Annotated in this window: 16 protein-coding genes; 8 read left to right on the top strand and 8 right to left on the bottom strand. The window is 73.5% G+C overall.

The window, feature by feature from the left end; genetic code table 11:
* Window positions 1-6 precede the first annotated feature (6 nt).
* The gene (locus IF04_RS0103155; RefSeq protein WP_030250411.1) at window positions 7-3,627 is read right to left on the bottom strand and encodes a bifunctional glycosyltransferase/CDP-glycerol:glycerophosphate glycerophosphotransferase; all 3,621 of its coding nucleotides are present in this window, start codon (window positions 3,625-3,627) and stop codon (window positions 7-9) included.
* Between the two features lie 169 nt (window positions 3,628-3,796).
* Here IF04_RS0103155 and IF04_RS0103150 point away from each other — a divergent pair, with 169 nt between their 5' ends.
* Window positions 3,797-6,112, top strand: coding sequence for a bifunctional glycosyltransferase/CDP-glycerol:glycerophosphate glycerophosphotransferase (locus IF04_RS0103150; protein WP_342668107.1), 2,316 nt, complete (start codon window positions 3,797-3,799; stop codon window positions 6,110-6,112).
* Here the strand turns inward: IF04_RS0103150 and IF04_RS0103145 are convergent.
* The 6 genes from IF04_RS0103145 to IF04_RS0103120 form a co-directional block, all read right to left on the bottom strand.
* Complete coding sequence (locus tag IF04_RS0103145) at window positions 6,109-7,032, bottom strand: class I SAM-dependent methyltransferase (protein ID WP_030250408.1); 924 nt, start codon at window positions 7,030-7,032, stop codon at window positions 6,109-6,111. The two genes, IF04_RS0103150 and IF04_RS0103145, sit on opposite strands and share 4 nt — an antisense overlap.
* Window positions 7,029-9,386, bottom strand: a complete 2,358-nt coding sequence (locus IF04_RS0103140; RefSeq protein ID WP_051830606.1) for a bifunctional glycosyltransferase/CDP-glycerol:glycerophosphate glycerophosphotransferase — start codon at window positions 9,384-9,386, stop codon at window positions 7,029-7,031. The genes IF04_RS0103145 and IF04_RS0103140 overlap by 4 nt, the downstream gene beginning before the upstream one ends.
* A 161-nt stretch (window positions 9,387-9,547) precedes the next feature.
* Window positions 9,548-10,432: a carbohydrate ABC transporter permease gene (locus IF04_RS0103135; RefSeq protein WP_030250405.1), complete on the bottom strand. Its 885-nt coding sequence runs from the start codon at window positions 10,430-10,432 to the stop codon at window positions 9,548-9,550.
* A complete protein-coding gene (locus IF04_RS0103130) occupies window positions 10,429-11,778 on the bottom strand; it encodes a carbohydrate ABC transporter permease (protein WP_078599739.1) in 1,350 nt (449 codons plus the stop codon). The genes IF04_RS0103135 and IF04_RS0103130 overlap by 4 nt, the downstream gene beginning before the upstream one ends.
* 4 nt (window positions 11,779-11,782) lie before the next feature.
* Window positions 11,783-13,126: an ABC transporter substrate-binding protein gene (locus IF04_RS0103125; protein ID WP_030250401.1), complete on the bottom strand. Its 1,344-nt coding sequence runs from the start codon at window positions 13,124-13,126 to the stop codon at window positions 11,783-11,785.
* Between the two features lie 167 nt (window positions 13,127-13,293).
* Window positions 13,294-16,908 (bottom strand): FHA domain-containing protein, encoded by a 3,615-nt coding sequence (locus tag IF04_RS0103120; protein ID WP_030250400.1) that lies wholly within the window; start codon window positions 16,906-16,908, stop codon window positions 13,294-13,296.
* A 537-nt stretch (window positions 16,909-17,445) separates the two neighbouring features.
* On the opposite strand from IF04_RS0103120, the gene IF04_RS0103115 reads away from it, so the two are divergent.
* The 4 genes from IF04_RS0103115 to IF04_RS0103100 all read left to right on the top strand — a co-directional run bounded on the left by IF04_RS0103115 (window position 17,446) and on the right by IF04_RS0103100 (window position 23,084).
* The gene (locus tag IF04_RS0103115; RefSeq protein WP_030250398.1) at window positions 17,446-19,167 is read left to right on the top strand and encodes a serine/threonine-protein kinase; all 1,722 of its coding nucleotides are present in this window, start codon (window positions 17,446-17,448) and stop codon (window positions 19,165-19,167) included.
* Window positions 19,168-19,418: 251 nt separating this feature from the next.
* The gene (locus tag IF04_RS0103110; protein WP_030250396.1) at window positions 19,419-20,675 is read left to right on the top strand and encodes a serine/threonine-protein kinase; all 1,257 of its coding nucleotides are present in this window, start codon (window positions 19,419-19,421) and stop codon (window positions 20,673-20,675) included.
* 137 nt (window positions 20,676-20,812) lie between these two features.
* Window positions 20,813-21,925, top strand: a complete 1,113-nt coding sequence (gene prfB / locus IF04_RS0103105) for a peptide chain release factor 2 (RefSeq protein ID WP_030250393.1) — start codon at window positions 20,813-20,815, stop codon at window positions 21,923-21,925.
* A gap of 310 nt (window positions 21,926-22,235) precedes the next feature.
* Window positions 22,236-23,084, top strand: a complete 849-nt coding sequence (locus IF04_RS0103100; RefSeq protein WP_030250391.1) for a hypothetical protein — start codon at window positions 22,236-22,238, stop codon at window positions 23,082-23,084.
* A gap of 98 nt (window positions 23,085-23,182) precedes the next feature.
* Here the strand turns inward: IF04_RS0103100 and IF04_RS0103095 are convergent, their stop codons facing one another.
* A complete protein-coding gene (locus IF04_RS0103095) occupies window positions 23,183-23,383 on the bottom strand; it encodes a hypothetical protein (RefSeq protein WP_030250388.1) in 201 nt (66 codons plus the stop codon).
* Between the two features lie 306 nt (window positions 23,384-23,689).
* Here IF04_RS0103095 and ftsE point away from each other — a divergent pair, with 306 nt between their 5' ends.
* The 3 genes from ftsE (at window position 23,690) to IF04_RS0103080 (ending at window position 26,611) form a co-directional block, all read left to right on the top strand.
* Window positions 23,690-24,379, top strand: a complete 690-nt coding sequence (gene ftsE / locus IF04_RS0103090; RefSeq protein ID WP_030250386.1) for a cell division ATP-binding protein FtsE — start codon at window positions 23,690-23,692, stop codon at window positions 24,377-24,379.
* A gap of 32 nt (window positions 24,380-24,411) precedes the next feature.
* Window positions 24,412-25,323 carry a permease-like cell division protein FtsX gene (gene ftsX, locus IF04_RS0103085; protein WP_030250383.1) on the top strand — a complete coding sequence of 304 codons (912 nt, stop codon included), beginning with the start codon at window positions 24,412-24,414 and terminating at the stop codon, window positions 25,321-25,323.
* A 67-nt stretch (window positions 25,324-25,390) separates the two neighbouring features.
* Window positions 25,391-26,611 carry a S41 family peptidase gene (locus IF04_RS0103080; RefSeq protein WP_030250380.1) on the top strand — a complete coding sequence of 407 codons (1,221 nt, stop codon included), beginning with the start codon at window positions 25,391-25,393 and terminating at the stop codon, window positions 26,609-26,611.

Below are 26,611 nucleotides of genomic sequence, written 5' to 3'. Positions count from 1 at the left end.
GCGGCCTCAGGCCAGCAGGTCGGCGGCCCGGGCCGTGGCCCGCCCGTCGTCCCGCGCGCAGTACGCCGCGCGGAAGCGCGCGTACGCGTCCGCGCTGCGCCGCGCGACCCCGTCCAGGTCGCGCAGCGCGTCCACCAGCTCCCCGGTGTCCCTCAGCAGCGGCCCCGGCACCTCCGCCTCGAAGTCGAAGGTGAAGCCGCGCACGGTGTCCCGGAAGTGCTCCAGATCCGGCGTCAGGAACAGCATCGGGCGCCCGGTGTTGGCGAAGTCCACCGCCAGCGAGGAGTAGTCCGTCACCAGCACGTCGGCGGCCAGCAGCAGCTCCATCGCGTCCGGGAAGTCGGTCACGTCCCGCACGAAGCCGTCGGCCCCGCCCGGCACCCGGTCGGCCACCAGCGGATGGCTGCGCAGCAGCAGGACGTGGTCGTCGCCGAGCGCCGCCCTGGCGTGCGCCACGTCCAGCGGCAGATGCAGCCGGTAGTGGTCCGCGTCGTACGCCTTGTCGTCCCGCTGCGTCGGCGCGTACAGCACCACCTTCTTGTCCGCGGGGATGCCGAGGCGCTCGCGTACCCGCCGGGCCGGCTTGTCGAGATCGGCGGCGACGTCGGCGACCAGGACATCGGTGCGCGGCAGACCGGTCTCGTGGATCTCTCCTTCGTACCCCAGGGTCCGGCCCAGCAGGGACGTGCTGTGCGCGTTGGGGGAGAGCAGCACGCTCCACTGGTGGCCGCGGCGCGGCTGCGGCCACAGGTGGACCAGGTCGGCGCAGAGCGTGCCGGCCAGGTCGGTGCCGATGCGCTTGACCGGGGTGCCGTGCCAGGTCTGCAGGACCCGCTGGCCCGGGCGGCGGACGAACCACTCCGGGAGGTGGGTGTTGGTGACGATGCGGCGGCTGCGGGCCAGCGCCTCGTGCCACTCGGTACTGCCCAGCAGCACTGGGCGGGTGCCCTCGGGGACGTGCGCGTGGGCGTCGCGGACCACCCACAGGTGCTCGGCGGCCGGATCGCGGCGCGCCAGCTCCCGCTGCACGGCGCGCGGCGAGTCGCCGCCGCAGCGCCCGTCGAAGCTGCTGAAGAGGACCGTCTCGCGCAGCGGGCGGGAGCGGCGCCGCGGGTAGTGCTCCTCGCGCAGCAGCCGCTGCCGGTACGGGCCGCGGTCCGTGTCCGGCACCGCGGGGCCCGCCTCGACGAAGAGCCGGTCGTGGAAGCGGCGGTCCACGGTGAGCGGCCGGGGCGCCGCGGGACTGGCCGCGGGCAGCCCGGCGAAGAGCGTGGGGCACAACCGTACGGGCAGGTCACCGGCGTCGTGCCGGTGGCCGGTGTGCGGGGCGACCGCTCCGGCGGCCGCGTCGTCCGCCGCGCCCGCGTCGTACTCGGCGCCCGGCCCGACCGTACCGGCGCTGTCCGCCGCGCGCAGGAAGAGGTACCAGCGGCCCTCGCGCAGCGGCCGCTGCCCGCCGCAGGAGGGGACCGCGGCGGGCTGCAGTACGGCCGTGAACCGCTCGCCGTCCCGGGTGGCGGGGAAGACCGCCTCGGCGGCGTACCGGCTGTGCCGCAGCACGGCCGCGAGCGGCGCCTCCCCGGCCGCGCCCGGCAGCCGCCCGGCCACCTCCAGCGACCCGTCGGGCCGCCACGCCAGATGGTCGGCGAACGGCTCGGGGGCGCGGAGGTGCAGGACGAGGTTGCCGGCCGCGGTGGCGGTGACCACCAGCTCCCGGCCGCCGCTGTCGACCCCCCGCCAGGCCGGGGCAGTGGGGTCGGCCGCGATCCGGGCCGTCCGGCCGTCCGCGTAGACCAGTACGGGGTCCCAGGTGGCGGCGGCCTCCTGCCCGGCACCCGGGGCGGTCTCGCCCGTGGCCGGCTCGGCCAGCTCGGCCGGGTCGATGCGCAGCGTGAGGCGGTGGCCGGTGCCCTCGGCGGCGATGTCCGCCTCCGTGAGCGGCCGTTCGAGGCATGCGTCCGTGCCGCGGCGGGTCAGCCGCAGCGCGACCGGCGCGTTGGCCGAGGCGTCGTCCACGGTCAGCTCGGCCGCGTCATCGCCCACCGTGCGCTGCCCGGCCAGCCGCCGCACGGTCCGCTCCACCGACAGATGCAGCCGCCCGTCCTTGTACCAGGGCACCACCCGCATCCCGTCGGCCACTTCGTGCGGCAGCGGGTGCGCGCCGGAGCCGGTGTCCAGGGCGCGCAGCGCGGCGGGCCGCACCACGCCGGCCCCGGCGACCACGATGCCCGCCTTCCACTGGCCGGGCCGGAACCGGCCGCCCTTGGCCAGCCGCTGGGGATCGACCGTGATCTCGAAGCCGGACCAGTCGTAACAGTGCTGTTCCTGGCGGGAGTTGTGGGTGGCGTCCGGCGCGGGCACGGACCGTACCGGCAGCACGATCCGCCGCCTGCCCGACATCAGCACCGCCGCCTTCAGGCAGCGCAGCCGGCCGGGTGCCGCGATGTTGCGGATGTAGGCGTAGCCGCGCAGCACCAGCTTGCCGTCGCGCCACACCGCCTCCCGCAGCCGCGCCCGTACCGGCAGGTCCTGGGCGGTGAGCCGGGTGACCTCGGGCGGCAGCGGGATCGGCCGGCCGCCGCCGACGGCGAGCACCGCGCGCTTGCGCAGCGGCGGGCCCGCCACGTGGAAGCCGGAGTTGTTCCGCTGCTGGTACTCCAGCAGCCGCAGCAGGTCGTCGAGGCGGCCCTCCCGGATCAGCGTCCACTTGATGCGCTGCTCGACGGGGAGTTCGGCGTAGAGCGTGGGGTCGATGCGGCTGAGGAAGTCCCGGGCGCCGGTCATGAAGACCCGGTGGTACTCCTCGCCCGCCATGGGCAGCGCGTCGATGAAGTACTGCAGGTCGTCGAGGAGGACGGAGCGGTCGTAGTCGCGCTTGTGCCGGGTCCAGCGGGTGCGGTCCGGGTCGGCGAGGAAGCGGCTGACGCCGTCGACGGCGGCGAGCCGGTCCCGTACGCCCTTCACGTCGGTGCGGCGGCGGGTGATCGAGCCCTCGCGGATGCGCCAGTAGTAGACGTGCTCGTGCAGGACGTCGACGGCCTCGGCGAGGAAGTGCGCGGGGATGGTGAGCGGGGTGTCCTCGTAGAGCACGCCCTCGGGGAAGGCCAGCCGGTGGCGGTCCCAGAAGGAGCGGCGGAAGACCTTGTTCCAGGCGACCCGGTCGGCCAGCAGGGTCAGGTCCCGGCTGATGTGGGTGCCCAGGACCGTGCGCGTCATGGTCTTGTGCTGCCACGCCTGGCTGCGGCCCTCGGTGGTCAGCCGGTAGACGTTGCCGGTCGCGAAGTCCGAGCCGGACTTGTCCAGCAGGGCGACCAGGCCCTCGTACGCGCGCGGCGGCAGCACGTCGTCGCTGTCCATGAAGGTGAGGTAGCCGGTGCGCGGATCGGCGTGCCGGGCACCGGTGTTGCGGGCGTGCCCCAGCCCCCCGTTCTCCTGCGTCACCAGCCGGAAGCGCGGGTCGCGCGCGGCGAACTCCCGGGCCAGTTGTGGCCCGGAGTCGGTGGAGCCGTCGTCGACCATCACCACGTCCAGCTCCCGCAGGGTCTGGGCGGCCACGGACGCGAGGCACTCGGGGAGGTACTCCTCCACGTTGTAGATCGGGATGACGACGGTGAGCCGGGGATCCATGGAGCAGACCAGACCTTTTCCAGGGGACGCACGGGACACCAGTCCAACCCCGTGCGGACTCACCCGTCACATTTGCTGCGCTGTTCGAGTGACCGGCCCCCACGGAAGAACCGGACGGAGCGTGAGCGTCCGCCTACGCTGCTGCTGCACCGTGCGTACCGACCCCTGGATGGCCATGCCCCGCTTCAGCGTCATCGTCCCCGCCCGCGGCGTGCAGGGTTTCCTGCGCCACTGCCTGGACTCCGTGCTCACGCAGTCCTTCGAAGGGGTGGAGCTGATCGCCGTCGACGACTGCTCGGACGGCGGCGACGGGGCGATCATCGACGCGTACGCGGCGGCCGACCACCGGGTCGTCGCACTGCACCTGGAGAGCCCGGGCGGGGTGGGCCCGGCCCGCAACGCCGGCGTCCGCCGCGCCACCGGCGAGTACCTCCTCTTCCTCGACGGCGACGACTTCCTCGCGCCCGGCGCGCTGGCCGCCATCGACGCGCGGCTGCGGGCGGCGGGCGAGCCCGATGTGCTGCTCTTCGACCACGACCGGATCGACGTCTGGGAGAAGCGGCACCCCAGCACCGACCGGGAGTTCCTGGAAGCCCACGCCGACACGGTCTTCACCGCCGAGGACGTGCCCGAGTGCCTCTCCGTGCTGCCCGCGCCGTGGAACCGCGCGGTCCGCCGCGACCTGTGGGAGGCGCACCGCTTCGCGTTCGCCGACGGCCCGTACGACGACGTGCCCGTGGTCTTCGGAGTACTGCTGGCAGCCGCCCGCATCGCCTGCCTGGACCAGGTGTGCGTGACCTGGCGCAAGCGCCGCCGGGGCAGCGCCTCCACCGTCCCCGGACGGCACCACTTCGCGGTCATCGGCCGGTACGACGCGCTGTTCCGCGCGCTGACCGGGACCGGGCTGGGCGGCGGCACCGAGGCGGCCCGCGGCGTCCTGTTCGCGCACGCCACCGGCCGGCTGCTGCGGATCATGGAGGACGACGGCCGGGTACGCGCCGGGGACCGGCCCGACTTCCACCGGGAGCTGGCCCGCCTGCTGCGCCGGCACCGCCCGGCCGGCGCCGAGCTGCCCGCGCATCTGAACTCCTACGCCGTCTACCGCTCCCTGAAGCGCGCCGGGACGCTGCGGCACCGCACCGCCAAGACACTGCGCGCCCGCCGGCACCGCACCGCGCGCAGCGTCTACCGCCGCTACTACGGCCTCCAGCTGCGCCGCCCGGTCGACGAGAACCTCGTCGTCTACGCCGCCTACTGGAACCGCGGCGTGCTCTGCAGTCCCGCCGCGATCCACGCGAAGGCCCGCGAGCTGGCGCCGCACCTGCGCGGCGTGTGGCTGGTGGACCGGCGGCACCGCGAGGACGTGCCGCCGGGCATCGAGACCGTACTGGTGAACTCGCGCCGGTACTGGGAGGTCATGGCCCGCGCCAAGTACCTCGTCAACAACGCCAACTTCCCCGGCACCGTCCACAAGCGCCCCGAGCAGGTCTACGTCCAGACCCACCACGGCACCCCGCTGAAGAAGATGGGCATGGACCTGCGCCGGCACCCGGCCGCCGCCCAGGGCGTCAGCTTCATGCGGATGCTCGACCACGCCGACCAGTGGGACTACTGCCTGTCCTCGAACCCGCACTCCACCGAGGTGTGGCAGCGCGTCTACCCCAGCGACTACGAGACGCTGCCCACCGGCTACCCGCGCAACGACCGGTACTTCACCGCCACCGCGGAGGACGTGCGCAGGATCCGCACCGGGCTGGGCATCGCGCCCGGCACCACCGCGATCCTCTACGCGCCCACCCACCGCGACTACGAGCGCGGCTTCAACCCGCCGCTGGACCTGGAGCGCCTCGCCGAAGCCCTCGGCGAGGGCCACCAACTCCTGGTCCGCACCCACTACTTCTACGGCGCGGACTCGCGGCTCGCCGCGCTGGAGGAGGCGGGCCGCATCCTGGACGTCTCCCGGCACCCGTCCGTGGAGGACCTGGCCCTGGCCTCCGACGCGCTGCTCTGCGACTTCTCGTCGCTGATGTTCGACTACGCGGCCCTCGACCGGCCGGTCGTCGTGCACTCCTCGGACTGGGAGGCATACCGGCACGCCCGCGGCGTCTACTTCGACCTGCTCTCCGGCGAGCCCGGCGACACCCCGGGCCACATCGCCGCCGACGAGCAGGCCATCGCCGAGGTCTTCCGCTCGGGCCGCTGGTCGGACGACCGCTCCACGGAGCTGCGGACCGCCTTCCGGGACCGCTTCTGCCCATACGACGACGGCCTGGCCGCGGAACGGGTAGTCCGCCGGGTCTTCCTCGGCGAGGAGACACTCCTACCGGTGGTACCCATGGCCGAACGCACCGTCGCCCCGGCCCCGCCGGAGGCAGAGCTCGACGGGGGCGTGAGGTCCCGCGCCCCGCAAGGGGCGCGGGGAACTGCGCGAGCAACCGACACGGCGCGGCAGCCGGGCGACGAGCCCAGTCCCTACGGCGCCTAGCGTCCCCGGTTACGGGCCGCGACGATCGCCTTGGTAACAACAGGCGGCAGCACGTTGACCGCAACCCGCCGAAGCGCGCTCCGCCCCTGCCGCCCGCCGCGCCCCGCGGCATGCGGAACCCCACCCCGCGCCACCCCAGGCCGCACCCGATGCCGCGACACCGGGTGCACCGGCTCCTTGGCCCCCTTCGCCGACAGTCGGATCAACGGTTGCCCCGCAACCGACTGCACCTCGTGCCACAGGTCCTCGCGCGAGCGCAGCCACTCCAGCAGCTCGCCGCGCACCGGCTCCGCGTCACCCCAGGTGCCATAGAACTTCGTGCCGGTGATGCACAGCGGCTTCAGCCCGCCGCTGGTCACCGCCTGCCAGGTGGCCGCGGCCACGCCGGGGCAGTGCTCGGCGCGGTAGTCGTCCAGTACGACCACGCCGTGCGGGCGCAGCAGCTCCCGTACGGCCAGGATGTCGCCGTGTACATGCTCGTACAGGTGTGAGGCGTCGATGTGCGCGAAGCGGCAGCTGTCGTCCTCGACGTGCGCGCGGATCACGGAGGACAGGCCCTGCACGAGGTGCGGCAGCTCGTCGTGGAAGGCGAGGTAGTTGGCCTCGAAGGCGCGGCGGGTGAGCGTGGCGTAGGACTTCGCCATCTCCTTGGAGTTGGAGGCGTCCTCGGCGGGGGAGTCGAAGAGGTCACAGACCGTGAAGCGGTCACCGGCACGCAGCCGGGCGCCCATGAAGATGGCGCTCTTCCCCATGTACGCGCCGAGCTCCAGCAGGTCGCCCGGTTCCTTGAGGCGTTCCTGGCGGGCCAGGAACCAGTCGAACATGAGCTGGTCGGCGGTGAAGAACCAGCCCTTGACCTCGGACAGGCGGGTGGGTCGCGGGAGCTGCTCGGCACTGTGGTCTGCGGTGAGGGCAGTCATGTGCGGTCCGTCTCCAGACGGTCGGGGGAATCGATGGCGACATGCGACGCGTGTGCTGTTGTGGGCCCGGGCACCGGCTGCGGCACCGCGAGACGGCGGGCCCGCTCGGGCGAGGGCGCGGGGCGGCGCTCATGGAGGGGTACGGCATCGGGCGGCGACCCCTCGTCGCCGAGGAACACACGGCGTACCACGCGTTCCGCGGCGTGGCCGTCATCGTAGGGGCAGAAAAGTGAACGGAAAGTGGCCCGCAGAGCGGCCGAACGGGGACCGTGCCATGCGGGACTCGCGAAGATGTCGATGAGCTCCTCCTCGCTGCGCGCCACCGGGCCCGGCGGGTGCCGGAGCAGATCGAAATAGGTGCCGCGGGCCGCCCGGTACGCCTCCCAGTCGTCGGTGAGGACCACCACCGGCCGGTCGAGGTTCACGTAGTCGAACATGAGCGAGGAGTAGTCGGTGACCAGCGCGTCCGAGGCCAGGCAGAGGTCCTCCACGCACGGGTGGCCGCTCACGTCGATCACCCCGTCCCCGGACGGCCCCCACGGCACGTCCGCGGCGTACGCAGGGCCCTCCAGCGAGGAGAAGTGCGGCCGCACCAGCACCACGAAGCCGGGGCCGAGCTCCCGCAGCAGCCGGTGCGGGTCCAGCGCGGGACGCCGGGAGCGCCGGTAGTCGCGGTGGGTCGGCGCGTACAGGATCGCGGTGGCGGACGGCGGAATGCCCAGCTCGGTACGGATGCGCAGTACGTCCTGGGCGGTGGCGCGCAGGAACCGGTCGGTGCGCGGCTGCCCGTACTCCAGGGTCGTGTAGTCGGCGGGGTAGACCCGCTCCCAGGTCAGGGTGGCGTGACGGTTGGCGGAGAGGCTGTAGTCCCAGCTGTCCACGCCGCGCAGCAGCCGCGCGAAGTCGGTGTCGCGGGCCGCGGCCGGGCGCTCCTGGAGGTCCAGGCCCATGTGCTTGAGCGGGGTGCCGCGGTGCGTCTGGAGCAGCACCTGGCCCGGCCGCTTGGCCAGCCGCCCGTCGAAGTGCACGTTGTTGACCAGGTACTTCGAGCGGGCCAGCGCGGTCCAGTACGCGGCGGTGCCGGGCCGCAGCCACCGCACGCCCCCGGGCACGGTGTCCTCGTACCCGGGCGCCGCCACCCACGCCGTCCGCATCCCCGGGCACAGCTCGCGCAGCTTGGCCTCGATGGCGGCGGGATCGCCGGCGTAGCCCCGGTGCCAGTGCGCGGTGAAGACCGCGTGGTCGGGGCGTACCGGCAGCCGCCGCTGGAGCCGGTAGTGGAGGCCGAGCGCGGCGCGCCGCGTCCGCCGCAGCAGCCACCGGGCGTGGCGCGCGGCGGCCCGGCGCAGCCGCTGCGCGCCCGCCAGCAGCCGGAACGGGCGGTGCCAGCCGAGCCGTACCAGGCCGTGCCGGACCCGGACGGCGAGCCGCGGCGGGGCGCTGTCCACAGCGCCGTCGACAGCGGCGGGGGCGGGGGCGGCGCAGCGGTACCGGCGGCAGTGCGCGGCGGCCCGCCGGAAGAACTCGGCGCGGCTGTCGCGCGGCAGCCGCCCCCGCGCCGTGTAGACGGCCGTGAGGTGGTCGGTCATCCGGCGGACCATCAGCGGTCGCCAACGGGCCAGCTCCGGGCGGGAGTCGAGGAAGGCGAACACCCGGTCGTACTGGTCGAAGATGTCGAAGTGGCCGCGTCCCGTGGTGCCGAGGATGTTGCCCCGGCGGCGCTGCCGGTAGTGCACGCAGACCCGGTCCAGTACCGCGATCGACTCGGCGGTCGCCAGCGCCGGGAACGTCCAGGGCGTGTCCTCGTAGTAGCCCGGCGGGAAGGCGAGCCCCTGCCGCTGCACGAAGTCCCTGCGGTATGCCTTGTTCCACACGACCATCAGCAGCCGCAGCAGGGCGGGCCGGTCGGCGAGGCGGAAGACGTCCGGGCCGTCCTCGGCGAGCAGCTGGGCGTACTGGTTGCGGGCCGCGGTGCCGGACCAGGTGGTGCGGGCGTAGTCGTAGACCAGCACGTCCGGGTCGCCGGTCGCGGCCAGCCGGTCGGCGACGGCCCGCAGGGCGCCGGGCGTGAGGGTGTCGTCGCCGTCCAGGAAGAGCAGGTAGTCGCCGCTCGCGTGGGCGAGGCCGGCGTTGCGGGCGGGGCCGAGGCCGGTGTTGGCCGGCAGGTGCACGGGCCGTACCCGGTGGTCGCGGCGGGCCGCGTCGGCGATGAGCGCGCCGCAGCCGTCCGGTGACCCGTCGTCGACCGCGATCAGCTCGAAGTCCGGCCAGTCCTGGGCCAGGACGGACTCCAGGCATTCCGGCAGATACGCCTGGACCTGATAAGCGGGAACGATGACGCTGAACCGTGGCAAGGGCACTTCCATGAGTCGGCGGCCGGCTGCGCTGTCGGTCAGCGATCGTTCCCGGCCCCGCCGCGCCGTCATGCGGCGCGGCGGCCGGTTACGCCCGGGTGGCAGAGGACTCGCACCCGTTCGAGTGAGCCGCCGCCGGCTCTACTTCACCGCGCCCGCCATCACTTCACCGCGCCCGCCATCACGCCGGACACGAACTGCCGCTGGAAGGCGAAGAAGACCACCAGGGGGATGATCATCGAGACGAAGGCGCCGGGCGCCAGTACGTCGATGTTGTTGCCGAACTGGCGCACCTCCTGCTGGAGCGCCACGGTGATCGGCGGGTTGCCGCTGTCCGCGAAGATCAGCGCGATCAGCATGTCGTTCCACACCCACAGGAACTGGAAGATGCCCAGCGAGGCGATGGCCGGGCCGCCCAGCGGCATGACCACCCGGGTGAACAGCCGCAGTTCGCTCGCCCCGTCCAGCCGGGCGGCCTCCAGCAGCTCGCGCGGGATCTCGGCGAAGAAGTTCCGGAGGAGGAAGACGGCGAAGGGCAGGCCGAACGCCGTATGGAAGAGCACCACGCCGGCCGTCGTCTCGAAGAGCCCGACCGCGCCGAAGAGCTTCGCGACCGGGATCAGCGCGACCTGTACCGGGACGACCAGCAGCCCCACCACGACCATGAACCAGGTGTCCCGCCCGGGGAAGTCCATCCAGGCGAACGCATAGCCCGCCAGCGACCCGATGACCACCACCAGCACCGTCGCCGGCACCGTGATCAGCGCGGTGGTCCACAGCGAGTCCATGATCTTGGCGTTGCCCAGCAGATTGCCGTACCCGGACCAGGTCAGCTGCGCCGGCTTGACGAACACCTCCCACCAGCCGCTCTCCGCGACGTCCGCCGGGTCGCGCAGCGAGGAGATCAGCAGCCCGACCGTCGGCATCAGCCAGAACAGCCCGACCAGGATCAGGAAGACCCGCAGCGCGCCGCCGCCGGTACGGGCCGCGATCCGCGCGGCCAGGGACTGCCGGGCGCGTACCGCCCCGTCGGCCACCGCCGTCATCGCTGCCGCTCCTTCCGCAGGCGCCGGAGATTGACGATCATCACCGGCAGGACGAGCAGCAGCAGGAACACCGCGATCGCGGAGCCGATGCCCTGGTTCACGTCCGTGCCGAAGGACGACTGGTACAGCTGGAGGGCGAGCACGTTCGCCTCGTCCTGGCTGGCGCCCGGCGCGATGATGTACACGAGGTCGAAGATCTTCAGCACGTTGATCATCAGCGTCACGAGGACGACCACCAGGACCGGCGCCAGCAGCGGCACCGTCACCCGGCGGAAGACCTGCCACTCGTTCGCACCGTCCACCCGGGCCGCCTCCAGCAGCTCCCGCGGCACGCTCGCCAGCCCCGCCGCGATCAGCACCATCGCGAAGCCCGCCCACATCCACACGTAACTGCCGATGATCGCGGGCGTGACCAGCGCCGGGCCGAGCCAGTCGACGCCGTTGTACGCCTCGGCGAAGTTCGACGCGGGGAGCCGCAGGTGCGCCCCCTCGGCGTGGGCGGGCAGCGCGTACGTCCCGTCCGCGTCGGTGGTCGCGGTGGCGACGACCTTGCCGTCCTTCACCGCCTCGATCTTCAGGCCCGCGAGGGCCTTCTCCTGCTTGTCGATCCTGTTCGGGGTGCCGCCGCCCCCGCGTGTGAAGTCCAGCCACGCGGTGCCGGTGATCTGTCCGGGGCGCGGCTCCGCCGCCACGGCCCGCTGCGCGCCCTTGAGGTCGCCCGGCTGTACGGCCACCAGTGGCAGGCTCACCGCGGTACCGGTCTTCGCCGCCGCCTTCGTGGTGAACGCACCGCCGCCGGTGGCCTTGAGGTCGGAGTTCGGCCGTGGATTGGCCCCCGGATACGGCGCGGGCTCGGCGAAGGTGTCGTGCACGCTCACCCACACTGCGTTGGCGACCCCGCGCTCCGGGTCCTGCTCGTACACCAGCCGGAAGATGATGCCGGCGGCCAGCATGGAGATCGCCATCGGCATGAAGACGACCAGCTTGAAGGCCGTGCCCCAGCGCACTCGCTCGGTCAGCACGGCGAAGATCAGGCCGAGCGCGGTGGCCACGGTCGGCGCGACCACCACCCAGATGATGTTGTTCTTCAGCGCCGTGCGGATGCGGTCGTCGGAGAACAGCTCGGCGTAGTTGTCCAGCCCCACGAAGCCGCTGCCCGGCGCGTCGAAGAGGCTGCGCCAGACCGAGTACCCGATCGGATAGACCACCAGCGCGCCGAGCAGCAGCAGCGCCGGGAGGAGGAACGCGCCCGCGATCCACGGGCGTGTCCCCATCACGCTCTTGCCGGGCTTCTTCGCGCCCTTGCGGGACGCCTGCGCGGCGGCCGCGGTCCCTCCGGAAGTCATGGCGTCAGTTCCCGAACGACTTGGCGGCGTCCTTCTCCAGCTGCGCCTGGGTCCCCGCGACGTCCTTCGGGTTCTTCAGGAAGTCCTGCAGGGCCTTCCACTCGCCCTGCCCCGGCTTGCCGCCGAAGGACGCCGGGGCCTGGTCGGACATGTCGAAGCGGAAGTCGTCACCGGCCGCGACCAGCGCCTTGCCGATCTCCCGGAACACGGCGTTCGGGTAGACGGCCGGGTCCAGCTTCTTGTTCGCGGAGACGAAGCCGCCCTGCCCCGCCCAGATCCGGGCGGCGTCCGGGGAGGCCAGGAAGGTCAGCAGCGCCTGCGACGCCTTGTTGTCCTTCAGCGCCACCGCCACGTCGCCACCGGTCACCACCGGCGACTCCTCGCCGACCGCCGGGAACGGGAAGACCTTGGCGTCCGTACCGATCTTCGCCTTGGTCTGGCCGATGTTGGCGGCGGCGAAGTCGGCCGAGGAGACCATCGCGGCCTTCGGCTCGTCCTTGAACGTCTGCGTCACCGACTGTGGGAACGCCGTCTGCAGCGCCCCGCCGTTGCCGCCCGCGAGCAGTCCCTTGGCGCCGAAGAGCGAGCCGAGCGTGGTCAGCGCCTGCTTCACCGACGGATCGGTCCACTTGATCTCGTGCTTGGCGAGCTGGTCGTACTTCTCCGGGCCGGCCTGCGAGAGGTAGACGTTCTCGAACCAGTCGGTGAGCGTCCAGCCGTCCGCGCCGCCGACCGAGACCGGCTCCACGCCGGAGTCCGCGAGCGTCCTGGCGGTCTTCAGGAAGCCCTTCCAGTCCTTGGGCTCGGACACTCCCGCGTTCTCGAACGCCTGGGTGTTGTACCAGACCAGCGACTTGTTGCTGGCCTTGAAGTACACGCCGTAGCTCTTGCCGCCGTAACTGCCGAGATCCTGCCAGCCCTTGGAGAAGTTCTTGCTCAGCTCCTTGTCCGCGGCCGGGCCGAGCGGCTTGAGCCAGCCCTTCTTGGCGAACTCCTGGAGCACGCCGACCTGCTGGAGCATCGCGACGTCCGGCGCGCCGCCGCCGGCAACCTTGGAGCCGATGAAGCCGGCCATGTCGTCGCCGCTGGGCACGAAGTCGACCTTGGCGCCGGTCCGCTTCTCGAACTCGTCCAGGACCTTGGTGAAGTTCTCCCGCTCAGGACCGGTCCACACGGCCGTCACCTGGAGCGTCTGCCCGTTCAGCTTCGGCAGCCGGACGGTGGGCGCGCTGTCGGTGCCGCCCCCGCCCTCGTCGTTCTTGCTGCCGCTGTCGCCGCCGCAGCCGGTCAGTGCCAGTGCACCCACCGCGACAAGTGCCGTTGCCGTACGAAGCGTTGCGTGACGCATCCGTCGCCCTCCCGTTGGCCGTGCGACAGTCCTACCGGCGCCGGGAGGTCCGAGCAATAGCGCGTTCGACCGCAACTCCCCGTCGTGACCGGGACGTTATCGCGGTGGGTAACCCAACTTGTCCGTACAGCGCCCCATTCGTTGTATGTCACGGCGTTGTACGCGGGTCACGGCAGGGACCGGGCGGCCTTCTGCAGCGCGCTGGCCAGCAGGGCCAGGTCGGTCGGGCCGTTCCCCAGCTCGCGCAGCGGACGGCGGGCCGGCGGATCGCCCATGCGGTGCCACTCCAGGGGCACGACCGTCGGCCGCAGGGTCGACGTCCGGGGTATCCGGCCCGTCACCCGGCCGGCCTGGAAGGGCGTGGCGGAGCCGTCGGCCGCTCGGTACAGCCGCCCGCGCCCGACGGGCAGCGGCTCCTCGCCCGGGTCGCCCTCCGTGCCCAGCCGCGCGCGCAGCCCGGCCCGCTCGGCGGTGGCGGTGGCCGCCGTACGGTCCGGATGGCCGGTCGAGGCGATCAGATGCACGCCGAGCGCGGCGCCTTCCCGGGCGACCGCCTCCAGCGCCCGCACGACCGACCCGGCGGCGGGCCGTCCCGTACTGCCCAGCGCCGGCGCGACCAGCGCGTCGAAGTCGTCGACGATCACGAAGAGCCGGGTCATCGGCGACACGGCCGCCAGCCCCTCGCCCGCCGCTGCCGGACGCTCGGCCCCCTCGGCACCGGGCGTGCCCTGCGTACGTTCCCGGGGGCGCAGCCGCAGCGTGTTCGTCGCCGGGGTGTCGAGCAGGCCGGACTCCTGCATACCGGGCGCCGCGGAGCCGGGGACCTCGGCGGCGGCGCCCGCGGCCGCTGCCGTACGGCCCTCGACGGACCGGCGCGGGGCGACCACCCGGGGCGCCGCCACATGCTTGGCGCGCCACTCCGCGAAGCCCGTGCCGCCCAGTATCTCGGCGCGCCGCTTCAGCTCCGAGACCAGCGCCTGCGCGAACTCCCGCATCCGTACCGGGTCGGAGGCGGCCAGATGCGCGGTGACGTGCGGCAGGTCCGTGCACAGCCGCAGGCCGTCGCCGCGCTCCGTGCCCGCGCCGTCGACCAGGACCAGCGAGAGCAGGTCCGGGCGGTCGGCGGCGGCTAGCGAGGCGGCGATCGAGCGCAGCAGCTCGGTCTTGCCCGTGCCCGGGCCGCCCTCCAGCAGGAAGTGGCAGCCGTCGGCGGCCGGGTCGGCGGTCACCGGGCCGTGCGGGCCCGCGCCCAGGACCGCGGCGGCCGCGGGCTCCTCGCTGTCCGCCGCGGCCGCCCAGCGGGCCATCAGGGACGCAGGCGTGGCCCGGGCCAGCCCCAGCTCGTCCAGCAGTCGGGCGCTGTCGGGCAGCGGCACGGCGGCGCTGCGCGTGCTGCGGCCGGCCCGTACCGTCTCGGCCTCGCGCAGCGGCGCCAGGGCGCGCGCGAACCGCTCGGCCCACGGCAGGGAGACCGCGTCCACCGTCGCGACCGTGCCGTTCGCCCCCGCGGCGTACGGCCCGGAGCCGTTCTGCGGCACGCCGTTCACGGCGATGCTGCCGGCCGGGGCCAGTGGGGCAGCGGGCTGTACGACGCGCAGCGCCGTGGCCACGTCGCCGCTGAGCACCGCGACCGCCCCGCACTCCCCGAAGGCCGGGGACGCGGCACGGGCCGCTTCGTACGTCGCCGTGAGCGGATACAGGGGCGAGGCGGCCGGCGTCTCGGCCAGCGCGAGCACATGGATGCCTGCCGACGGGCCGCCCGCCGCCAGCCGGGCCACGGTCTCCCGCAGCCCGGACGTGCCGGGGTCGCCGTCGGCGATCACGAGGGTGTACGGGCCCTGATGCCGGGCCGCCGCGGTGGCCACCGCCGACCGGTCGGCGCTCGCCCAGCCGGGGCCGAGCGGCCCGTCGTCCAGGCGGCGGACCAGCTCGGCCGTCCGCGCGGCCGCCTGCTCCTTGTCGTACGCCAGCAGCAGCCGGCAGTCCTGGGCGTGCGCCGGGCGCACATGCGGCAGCCAGCCGAGCCAGGACCACTCCTCCAGGCGCTGCGCCGTGCCGCGCGCGCGGTCGGCGGCGAGCAGCACGATCTCCAGCGTGCCCGGCGCGTGCAGCGCCGCGAGCTGGGCGACCGCGGCCCGGGCCAGCCCGGCGAGCCGGGGGCGCGGCCCGGCCAGGCCCAGCGACCCGGCCGAGCGCAGCGCGACGGTCACCGGCACGGCGCTGCGACCGCCGTCGCGGTCGGCGGTGCCGAGCCGGACGGCCAGCGCGTCCGGATGCCCGGCCTCGCGCTCCCACAGCCGGGGGCCGGGGCCGAGCGCGGTCAGCAGGATCGTGGCGGCGTCCGGCCAGCGGCCGTACGCGGCCGGGGTACGGGCGTCGCCGGACAGGGCGCCGGGGGCCGCACCGGCCGGGGCCTGCGCACCGGGGCCGTACCCGGCCGCCTGCCGCGCGGCCTCCGCGTCCGCCGCGTCCTCGGCGGCGCCGCGCCCGCCGGCCAGCCGCCGCGCCCACGCGCCCCAGCCGCCGCGGCGGCCGGGCTTGCGGGAGCCGGCGTCGTCCGCCTCCGCGTACGAGGGCGGCCCCGGAGGCGCCAGGCTCTGCCGGCCGCCGTGGGTGGCGGCCGAACGGGGGTCGGGGGCGGGGGTCCCGCGGAGGGGGGTGCCCCGGCGCCCGGAAGCGGGAGCGCTGTCCCCGCTGTCCCTGCCGTCGGCGGGGTGAGCGGGGTGGGCGTACGGCTTTTCTGGGTGGTACGGAACCTCCGCGTACGGCGATCCGTGCTGCTGCTCATGGTGACCGGTCGTGGTGCGCGAGCTCTCCGCGGCGCGCCTCGGGGCCCGGTCATCGAGGGCGTACGTCTCCGCCGACCGCGCGCCCGCGGCATACGCCTCGGCGCCGGGGGTGCCCGCGGCGTACGGTCCCGCGGCGGGCGCGTCGTGGGCTCCTGCTCTGGAGGAACTGGAGGAACTGGAGGAACTGGAGGAAGGGGCCGCCGCCGACGGCTCCGTGCCGTGGCCCGCCGCGCCGTACGGACCGGTGCCGCCCGGCGCCGGGTCGTGGCCGTGCGCGGGGCGATCCGGGCCCGCGCCGTCCTCGCGCGCCGGGGCGCCGGCGCCCGCCGGGTGCACCCGGAGCTGGCCCTCGCCGTCCGGGGTGGCCGCGAGGACGGGGTCGGGGGCGCCGGGGGAGGGCTGCAGGCGGAGCGCCGACTCGCCGATCCGCAGCAGCGCGCCGGGCGGCAGCGGCACCGGGCGGTCGTCGAGGTCGGCGCCGTCGACGGCCGTGCCGTTCGTCGAGCGCAGGTCGGCCACGGTCACCGCGCCGTCCGCCGCCACCGTGACCGCGCAGTGCATCCGGGAGACGTCGGGATCGTCCAGCGGCACGTCCGCGTCCGTGGAGCGGCCGATGCGGATCTGGCCGCCGTGCAGCAGATGAACGCCGCCCGCGTCCGGGCCCGAGACGACCCGCAGCCGGGCGGGACCGGCCGGCAGCCCGTGCGCCGGGGCCGGGCCCGGGCCCTGGAGGGAGAGGACGGCGCCGTCTATGAGGGGCGGCTCGCCGAGCGCGGCACGCTGGACGTCCAGGCGCTCCTGCCCCGCGTAGAGCACGACGGGGCCGCTGCCGGCGCCGCCACCGCCGACGTCCGCGCCGGCGCCCGCGACGGCCGCCGCGAGGCTGCTGGCCACCGCCGCGAGCGCCGTACCGGCAGGGGCCGTCACGAGCACGTCGCAGGCCCGAGTGGGGTGGCCGCTGCGCGGCCCGAGGACGGTCAGCCGGATCTGCATCGCCGTCAACGGTCCCTTCCGCCCGGCAATGCGGCGGGGCCCAGTACCTCCCCCCACCGCGCCCGGACACGTCGGCACGTACAAGTCCAAGTCCGCGTGCATGCGCACGCCGCACGCCGCGGCGCAGCGCCCCCGTCCCCACCGCTGCCGTGCTGGAGAGCATCCTCGCACCTGCCACCGACAAGACGCGTGGCGACTGTCGTTCAGTGATCTTGTTCGGTCACCGATGTATGCAAAAGTGGCTGCTTGCGAACCGTGATCGGCCAAAGATCGCCGCGTGACCGGTCAGCGATCGGCGTGGAGGGCAACCATCCGTACGTGAGCGACGTCTTCCCGGGGAGCCCCGCCGGGTCCCGACCGGACCGGCCGGCCGGCAGCGCCCCGGACCACGGGATCCGCCCGGCCGCCGCCGGGAAACACGGCACTATGGTGGGGCGGAAGGGGCCGTCCGTAAGACCGAGCGGCCTCACCACCCTCAGAGCCCGACAGACAGCGCAGATCAGGCAGCTGCTCAGTGACGACCAGGGAGCGCATGACGTGCGGCCGGTAGGCAGCAAGTACCTGCTCGAGGAGCCGCTCGGACGCGGCGCCACGGGCACCGTCTGGCGTGCCAGCCAGCGGGAGGCGGCAGGCGCCGAGGCAGCCGTGACCGGAGAGCCCGGCGAGACGGTCGCGATCAAGGTCCTCAAGGAGGAGCTGGCGCACGACCCGGACGTGGTGATGCGCTTCCTGCGCGAGCGCTCCGTCCTGCTGCGGCTCACCCACCCGAACATCGTCCGGACCCGCGACCTGGTCGTCGAGGGCGACCTGCTCGCCCTGGTCATGGACCTGGTCGACGGCCCCGACCTGCACAAATACCTGCGCCAGAACGGTCCGTTCAGCCCGGTCGCGGCCGCGCTGCTGACCGCGCAGATCGCCGACGCGCTGGCCGCCAGCCACGCCGACGGCGTCGTGCACCGCGACCTCAAGCCCGCGAACGTACTGCTCGCCGGGGCCGAGGGCGCCGCCGAGATGCACCCGATGCTGACCGACTTCGGCATCGCCCGCCTCGCGGACTCCCCGGGCCTGACCCGCACGCAGGAGTTCGTCGGCACGCCCGCGTACGTCGCGCCGGAGTCCGCCGAGGGCCGTCCGCAGACCTCCGCCGTCGACATCTACGGCGCGGGCATCCTGCTGTACGAGCTGGTCACGGGCCGTCCGCCGTTCGCCGGCGCGACCGCCCTCGAAGTGCTGCACCGCCACCTCAGCGAGGACCCGCAGCGCCCCGGCAGCGTCCCCGAGCCGCTGTGGACCGTCATAGAGCGCTGTCTGCGCAAGCGTCCGGAGGAGCGGCCCAGCGCCGAGAACCTCGCCCGCGCGCTGCGCGTGGTCGCGGCCGGCATCGGCGTGCACGCCTCGCCCGCCGAGGCCGAGGCCGCGCTCGGCGTCGCCGCGCTGCTCGCGCCCGACCCGGCGCCCGCGCCGGTCCCCGACACCGGCGCCGGCGGCGGCGGTGACGCGGACCCCACGCAGGTACTGCCCTCCACCGGGGCCGGCGGCGGCCAGTACGACCCGTCGGCCGCGACGAACGTCATGCCGACCACGGGAGCGGCCGCCGCGGGCGCGGCCGGTGGGGCGGCCGGTGCCGCGGCCGCCGGTTTCGGCGCCGACTCCGGGCAGCCCCCGGGCAGCGCCGACGCGACCCGCGCCATGCCGCCCGTACCGCCGGGCCCGCCCGGCGGCGACCCGCAGCAGCCCGACGGGCCGCACCCCTGGGAGAACCAGCTCCGCGCCGCACGGGACCGGAACGAGCAGACCCAGGTCCAGTACCTCAGCCCGGAGGACGACCCGCTGCGCCACCGTCCCCAGCGGCGGCCCGCGCAGCCCCCGCCCTACCAGCAGCAGCCGCAGCAGCCCCCGCAGCAGCAGTACGGCCGGCAGCAGCCGCCGCCGTACCAGCAGCAGCCGCAGCGCCGGCAGCCACCGCCGCAGCGGTACGAGCCGCAGCGGCCGCCGGCCCCGGAGCCGCGCCGCCGCGAGCGCGAGCCGCGCCGGCGCAGCGCCAACCCGGTGCGCATCCCGGGCCTCGGCTGCCTCAAGGGCTGTCTGATCATGATCCTGCTGATCGTGGTCGGCTGCTGGCTCATCTGGGAGCTGACCCCGCTCCAGGACTGGATCGGCCAGGGCCGCAGCTTCTGGAACCAGATGAGCCAGTGGTGGACCGACGTCTCGGACTGGATGTCCACGATCGGCGAGGCCAAGAAGTCGGTGGGCCAGTAGCCGCCCGCCGCACTCGGACCCGCCGGCCCGCCATCCGCCCTCCGGGCGGGCGGCCCTGGAGATTTGTCGACATCCCGGCAGATTTTCCGGCGGAGAAGTGGCGCTTGACGGCGTCCGGGGCGCCGAAAGCGCCGCCGTCCGCGTAGTTTTGTCGCCAGCATCGGCCCCGGGCGCCCCGCGCCCCGGGCCGCGGCCCCCGCGCATCCGCGCCGCGGGCCGTCACCTGTCGGACAAGACCCGTCGGAGCAGTCTTGGCACGGAAGATCGGCAGCCGGTACACCGCCCACCAGATCCTCGGTCGCGGCAGCGCCGGCACGGTGTGGCTGGGCGAGGGCCCCGAAGGCGCCGTGGCGATCAAGCTGCTGCGCGAGGACCTCGCCTCCGACCAGGAGCTCGTCGGCCGCTTCGTACAGGAGCGCGCCGCCCTGCTCAGCCTCGATCACCCGCGCGTGGTCGGCGTCCGCGACCTGGTCGTGGACGGCAACGACCTCGCCCTGGTGATGGACCTCGTACGCGGTACCGACCTGCGCACCCGCCTGGACGCCCAGCGCCGGCTGGCCCCGGAGGCCGCGGTCGCCATCGTGGCCGACGTCGCCGAGGGCCTGGCCGCCGCGCACGCCGCGCGCATCGTGCACCGCGACGTGAAGCCCGAGAACGTCCTGCTGGACATGGAGGGCCCGCTCGGCCCGGGCGGCGCCCACCCGGCCCTCCTCACCGACTTCGGCATCGCCCGCCTGGTCGACTCGCCGCGCCGCACCCGCTCCACCCGGGTCATCGGCACCCCCGACTACCTCGCCCCCGAGATCATCGAGGGCCTCCCGCCCCGCGCGTCCGTGGACGTGTACGCGCTGGCCACGGTCCTGTACGAGCTGCTCGCCGGCTTCACCCCCTTCGGCGGCGGGCACCCCGGCGCGGTGCTGCGCCGGCACGTCACCGAGCGGGTCGCGCCGCTGCCCGGCATCCCGGACGAACTGTGGCAGCTCCTCGTCCAGTGCCTGGCCAAGGCTCCCGCCTCCCGGCTCCGCGCCCCCGAGCTGGCGGCCCGGCTGCGGGAGATCCAGCCCTCGCTGGCCGGCATCCCGCCGCTGGACATCGACGAGCCGGAGAGCGAGGAGGAGGCGGACGAGGCGGCGGGCCAGGACGCGGTCCGGGAGGACGGCCCGTACCACCCGGCGGCGCCCGAGGACGGCGGCCGGGTCCGCGGCGCGGTGCCGCTGGTCCACGGCGCGGCCCCGGACTCCAACCGGGACACCCACACGAGCATGCGCGTCCCGGGCCCGGACGAGCTGGCCGGTGGGGCACACGGCACGGCCCGCACGCCCCGCGCTGCGGGCGAGCGCCGGGCAGGCTCGGCCCGCCACCGCGTACGCAAGCGCCGGGCCCGACTGGGCATCGCAGCAGCCGGCCTGGTGGCCGCCGCGGGCCTCGGCACCTGGCTCGCCTCGAGCGACGACGCCCCGGACGACGCCCGCCCGGGCACGGAGCAGACAGCTCCGGACGTGCCGTAGTCAGCGCCCCGTAAGGGGCGCGGGGAACTGCGCGAGCAACGCCGACGGCGCCGCGGGTGGCCACCGGCCGGGGCCCACCAGAACGTCCGGAGACGGCCACGGCTCATGTCGGCCCACCCAGCCGTTAGGCTGGAGTCGTGGCAGTCGTCGATGTATCCGAAGAGCTGAAGTCCCTCTCCTCGACCATGGGGTCGATCGAGGCCGTCCTGGACCTCGACAAGATGAGGGCCGATATCGCTGCGCTCGAGGAGCAGGCAGCGGCCCCCGACCTCTGGGACGACGTGGAGAACGCCCAGAAGGTCACCAGTCGGCTGTCCTACCTCCAGGGGCAGCTGCGCAAGGCCGAGGAGCTGCGAGGCCGCGTCGACGACCTCGAGGTGCTGTTCGAGCTGGCCGCCGACGAGGCCGACGAGGACACCCAGGCCGAGGCGGAGGCCGAGCTGACCGCGGTCCGCAAGGCGGTCGACGAGCTGGAGGTGCGCACGCTCCTCTCCGGCGAGTACGACTCCCGCGAGGCCGTCGTGAACATCCGCGCCGAGGCGGGCGGCGTCGACGCCGCCGACTTCGCCGAGAAGCTGCAGCGCATGTACCTGCGCTGGGCCGAGCGGCACGGCTACAAGACGGAGCTGTACGAGACCTCGTACGCCGAAGAGGCCGGCATCAAGTCGACCACCTTCGCCGTCAACGTGCCGTACGCCTACGGCACGCTCTCCGTGGAGCAGGGCACGCACCGCCTGGTCCGGATCTCCCCGTTCGACAACCAGGGCCGCCGCCAGACGTCGTTCGCCGGCGTCGAGGTGCTGCCCGTCGTCGAGCAGACCGACCACATCGAGATCGACGAGTCCGACCTGCGCGTGGACGTGTACCGCTCCTCGGGCCCCGGCGGCCAGGGCGTCAACACGACCGACTCCGCGGTCCGGCTGACGCACATCCCGACCGGCATCGTGGTCTCCTGCCAGAACGAGCGCTCGCAGATCCAGAACAAGGCCACCGCCATGAACGTCCTCCAGGCGAAGCTGCTGGAGCGGCGCCGCCAGGAGGAGCAGGCCAAGATGGACGCCCTCAAGGGCGACGGCGGCAACTCCTGGGGCAACCAGATGCGGTCGTACGTCCTGCACCCGTACCAGATGGTCAAGGACCTGCGGACGGAGTTCGAGGTCGGCAACCCGCAGGCGGTGCTGGACGGCGACATCGACGGCTTCCTGGAGGCCGGCATCCGCTGGCGCAAGCAGCAGGAGCAGGAGAAGTAAGCCGGGTACTCCCGCAGCAACCGTCGCCTCCGGGGCGGCGGTTGCTTTTTGTTGTGGTGATTTGGTTACAGTCGTACGCCGCCGAGCCCCATAAAGCCCCGCAATCCGGTCATCCGCTCTTTATTTGACCTTGACGGTCCGTTGGGATCTGGGAAGGGTAGTGCGCGGCATGCGTATGTCTGGGGCGCGTGTGAAACGGGGAATCGAGCGAACCGCCCGCGCAGCGGGCCGCGAGTCGCATACCCCCATCGGCCGTCGCCCCGCACAGAAATGCCCCAATGACACATGAGCTACTGGGGGTAGCAACCAGATGACCAAGAAGACGCGGGTGCGCGTAGCGCGCGTTGCAGCCGGTGCGGTGATAGCGCTGGGCGCGTCGCTGACCGTGACGGGCGCCGCTTCGGCGACCGAGTCGGGCCAGCCCACCGCCACGAGCGACGACGACGGCGTCGGCATCTTCGGCGGCCTCTTCGGCGGCGGTGACGGCGGCGAGGACAACGGCGGCGCGGTCGGCGGCGACGACGGCGGCGAGACCGGCGGCGACGAGACCGGCGGCCTCATCAGCGGTGGCGGCGACGGCGGCGAGGACGACGGCGGCGTGATCGGCGGTGACGACAACGGCGGCCAGAACGGCGGCGACAACGGCATCGGCGGTGGCAACGGCGGCGACGACAGCATCGGTGGCGGTAACGGCATCGGCGGTGGCGACGGCGGCAACGGTGGCGACAACGGCATCGGTGGCGGCGACGGCGGCAACGGTGGCGACAACGGCATCGGTGGCGGCGACGGCGGCAACGGTGGCGACGACAGCATCGGTGGCGGCGATGGCGGCAACGGTGGCGACAACGGCATCGGTGGCGGCGACGGTGGCAGCACCGGCGGCGACGTCAGCGGTGGTGACGACGGCACCGGTACCGACAACGAGGGCACCAAGCCGATCGAGCAGCCTGGCGACTCCAAGGAAGACATCGCCAACACGCCCGGTCAGGCCCAGGACACGCCCCAGGGCGGTCAGCAGCAGGCCGGTGGCGAGCTGGCCGAAACCGGTTCGTCCGGTACGACCTTCCTGCTGATCGGTGCGGCGACGATGATCGCCGGTGGCATCGGCTTCCGCATGATGCCGCGCCTGATCAACAAGGGCGGCGCCGCCGCGGCCTGAGGCCGTCGCGCGCCGTAGCGAGTAACACAGCACGGCAGAGGGCCCGGCGCGGATTCCGCGCCGGGCCCTGGTGCGTCGTCGAAAGGATCGATCGGGCTTCAGCTCACCCGGTCCAGCAGCAGGCCCACCGCGACCAGCGCCACCAGCAGCACCACGAGGGCCGCCGGGGGGATCTGCGCGAAGAGCCCGGTCAGGCCGCTCTGCTGCTGCAGCCGCTCCCTGCTGGCCCGGCACACCGGGCAGCGGCCCTCGCTCACGGGGGCCGCGCAGTTGGCGCACACCAGTCGGTCGTACGTCATGCGACCTCCTTCTCACCAGCTCCAACGCGCGGGCCGGCGCATTGGTTCCCTCTTCTACTGTGCCAGCTCGCCGGTCCCTCGGCGCGCTTACCGGAATCCTTGCAGCGCACGGCATTTTCCGGCCGTCCGCGGGCCCTCGGCCGGAGCCGGAATGTGCTCGTTTTGTCCCCGTAGGTGCCGTGAATAAACGCACCAAGACCGGACGCCGACTGCGCCGCGGCTCGTGCTTCGCGTATGGTCACGCTCACCGACGGGAGCCGCAACTCGGCAACCCGTGCCCCTACCCAGGTCGACCGTGGTGCATCAGTGATCCGATTCGACAACGTCTCCAAGACCTACCCGAAGCAGAACCGCCCTGCGCTCAGGGACGTCTCGCTCGAGATCGAACGAGGCGAGTTCGTCTTCCTGGTGGGCTCCTCGGGCTCCGGCAAGTCCACCTTCCTGCGGCTGCTCCTGCGCGAGGAGCGGGCCAGCCACGGTGCGGTGCACGTACTGGGCAAGGATCTCGGGAAGCTGTCCAACTGGAAGGTCCCGCAGATGCGGCGCCAGGTGGGCACGGTCTTCCAGGACTTCCGGCTGCTCCCGAACAAGACCGTCGGGCAGAACGTCGCGTTCGCCCTGGAGGTCATCGGCAAGCCGCGCGGCCAGATCCGCAAGACCGTCCCCGAGGTGCTCGACCTCGTCGGCCTGGGCGGCAAGGAGGACCGGATGCCGGGCGAGCTGTCCGGCGGTGAGCAGCAGCGCGTCGCGATCGCCCGGGCGTTCGTCAACCGCCCGATGCTGCTGATCGCCGACGAGCCGACCGGCAACCTCGACCCGCAGACCTCCGTCGGCATCATGAAGCTGCTGGACCGGATCAACCGCACCGGCACGACGGTGGTCATGGCGACCCACGACCAGCAGATCGTCGACCAGATGCGCAAGCGGGTCATGGAACTAGAAAAGGGCCGGCTCGTACGCGACCAGTCGCGCGGCGTGTACGGCTACCAGCACTAAGCGTGTACGGCCCCCAGTACTGAAAGGACGCCATGCGCGCCCAGTTCGTCCTGTCGGAGATCGGCGTCGGTCTCCGCCGAAACCTCACGATGACCTTCGCCGTCATCGTCTCCGTGGCTCTCTCGCTCGGCCTCTTCGGCGCCTCGCTGCTGATGCGCGACCAGGTCAGCACGATGAAGGGCTACTGGTACGACAAGGTCAACGTCTCCATCTTCTTCTGCAACAAGAACGACGCCGACTCCGGCGCCAACTGCGCCAAGGGCGCGGCCACCACGCAGCAGAAGAACGACATCCGCGCCGAGCTCGACCGGCTGCCGATCGTCGAGAAGGTGCAGTACGAGTCCAGTGACCAGGCGTACAAGCACTACAAGGAGCAGTTCGGCGACACGCCCGTCGCGGGCCTCGTCACCCCCGACCAGCTGCCGGAGTCCTTCCGGGTCAAGCTGAAGGACCCGACCAAGTTCGCGGTCATCAAATCGGCCTTCAGCGAGCGGCCCGGCGTCCAGGAGGTCCAGGACCAACGGGACACCGTGGAGCCGCTGTTCAACCTGCTCAACGGCATGAATATCGCCGCGCTGTGCGTGATGGGGCTGATGCTGGTCGTTGCGCTGTTGCTGATCGTCAACACCGTACGGGTGTCGGCGTTCAGCAGGCGGCGGGAGACCGGGATCATGCGGCTGGTGGGCGCGTCCAGCTTCTACATCCAGATGCCGTTCATCCTGGAGGCCGCCATCGCCGGCCTGATCGGCGCCGCGTTCGCGTGTGTCCTGATCGTCGGCGGCAAGTTCATCCTCGTGAACAACTGGCTGGCGGAGAAGATCCAGGTGATCAACTTCATCGGCTGGGACTCCGTGGTGGCGGTGCTCCCATTGGTCCTGCTCATCGGTCTTCTGATGCCGGCGCTCGCCGCGTTTTTCGCGCTCCGCAAGTATCTGAAGGTGTGAGTTATGCCAAGAGCGCCGTACGGGCAACTGCCCGTACGGCGCTTCTTTCTGGCCTAGACTCACCGGCATGTCGGGCCGATTGCACTTTGTCCGGCCCCGCCGCATCCGCCGCGGGGCGGCCCTGACGTTGGTCTTCGCGAGCGTGCTCGGCACGGGCGCGGCCGCCGGCACGTGGAGCGGCGAAGGCCGAGAAGGGGCGGAGCACCGGATACCGGTACGTACCGTCGCCGACGGCCGCTCGGCCGCGGACGGCACGGCGGACCGCGAGGCCGTCGAGGAAGCCGCCAACGAGGCGCTCAAGGCGGGCAAGTCCGGCAGCCAGGCCGCCGCAGACGTGGTCAGCCGCAGCGGCGACCGCTGGTCGACGGTCTACACCGCGGGCGAGTACGAGGACTTCAGACAGCAGCTCGACGGCGAGTACGTCGGCGTCGGCCTGTGGCTGCGCCAGGCCGAGGGCGGTCACGTCCGGGTCTCCCGCGTCCGTCCCGACAGTCCCGCCGCGCGGGCCGGCATCGCGCCCGGTGACGCGCTGCTCGCCGTCGACGGCCACCCCACCCGGCACCGTCCGGTCACCGAGGTCGTGGCCCGGCTGCGCGGCGACGCCGGTGCCGGACCCCGTACCCGGGCCGCCACGGCCCCCGGTACGCCCGTCGCACTGAAGCTTCAGCGCGCGGACCTGCACTGGTCCGCGACGCTGCACCGCGCCCGGCTGCGCACGGCGAACGTCACGGTCGAGCGCCCGGCCGCGCCCGGGGGCATGACCCGGATCAAGGTCGAGGCGTTCGCCAAGGGCACCGGCGAGGAGGTGCGCGAGGCGGTCCGCTCGGCGCCGCCCGGCGGCGTCCTGCTGGACCTGCGCGGCAACACCGGCGGCCTGGTCGGGGAGGCGGTCACCGCGGCCGCCGCGTTCCTCGACGGCGGCCTGGTCGCCACGTACGACGTACGCGGCAGCCAGCGCGCGCTGTACGCCGACCGCGGCCGGGCCACGAAGGCGCCGCTGGTCGTGCTGGTCGACGGCGGCACGATGAGCGCGGGCGAGCTGCTGGCGGGGGCGCTGCAGGACCGCGGCCGGGCGGTGGTGATCGGCTCGCCGACCTTCGGCAAGGGCTCGGTCCAGATGCCCAGCAAGCTCCCGGACGGCTCGGTCGCCGAGCTGACCGTCGGCCACTACCGCACGCCGTCCGGCCGCGGCGTCGACGGCCGCGGCATCACCCCCGACATCCCCGCCGACGACCGGGCGGAGAGCCGGGCCAGGACAGTAATGAGTGGCCTCGGAGGCGGGTCGTAG

Source organism: Streptomyces violens (genome assembly GCF_000717745.1).
GTDB classification, from domain to species: Bacteria; Actinomycetota; Actinomycetes; order Streptomycetales; family Streptomycetaceae; genus Streptomyces; species Streptomyces violens.
This window is presented reverse-complemented; position numbering and strand designations above follow the sequence as displayed.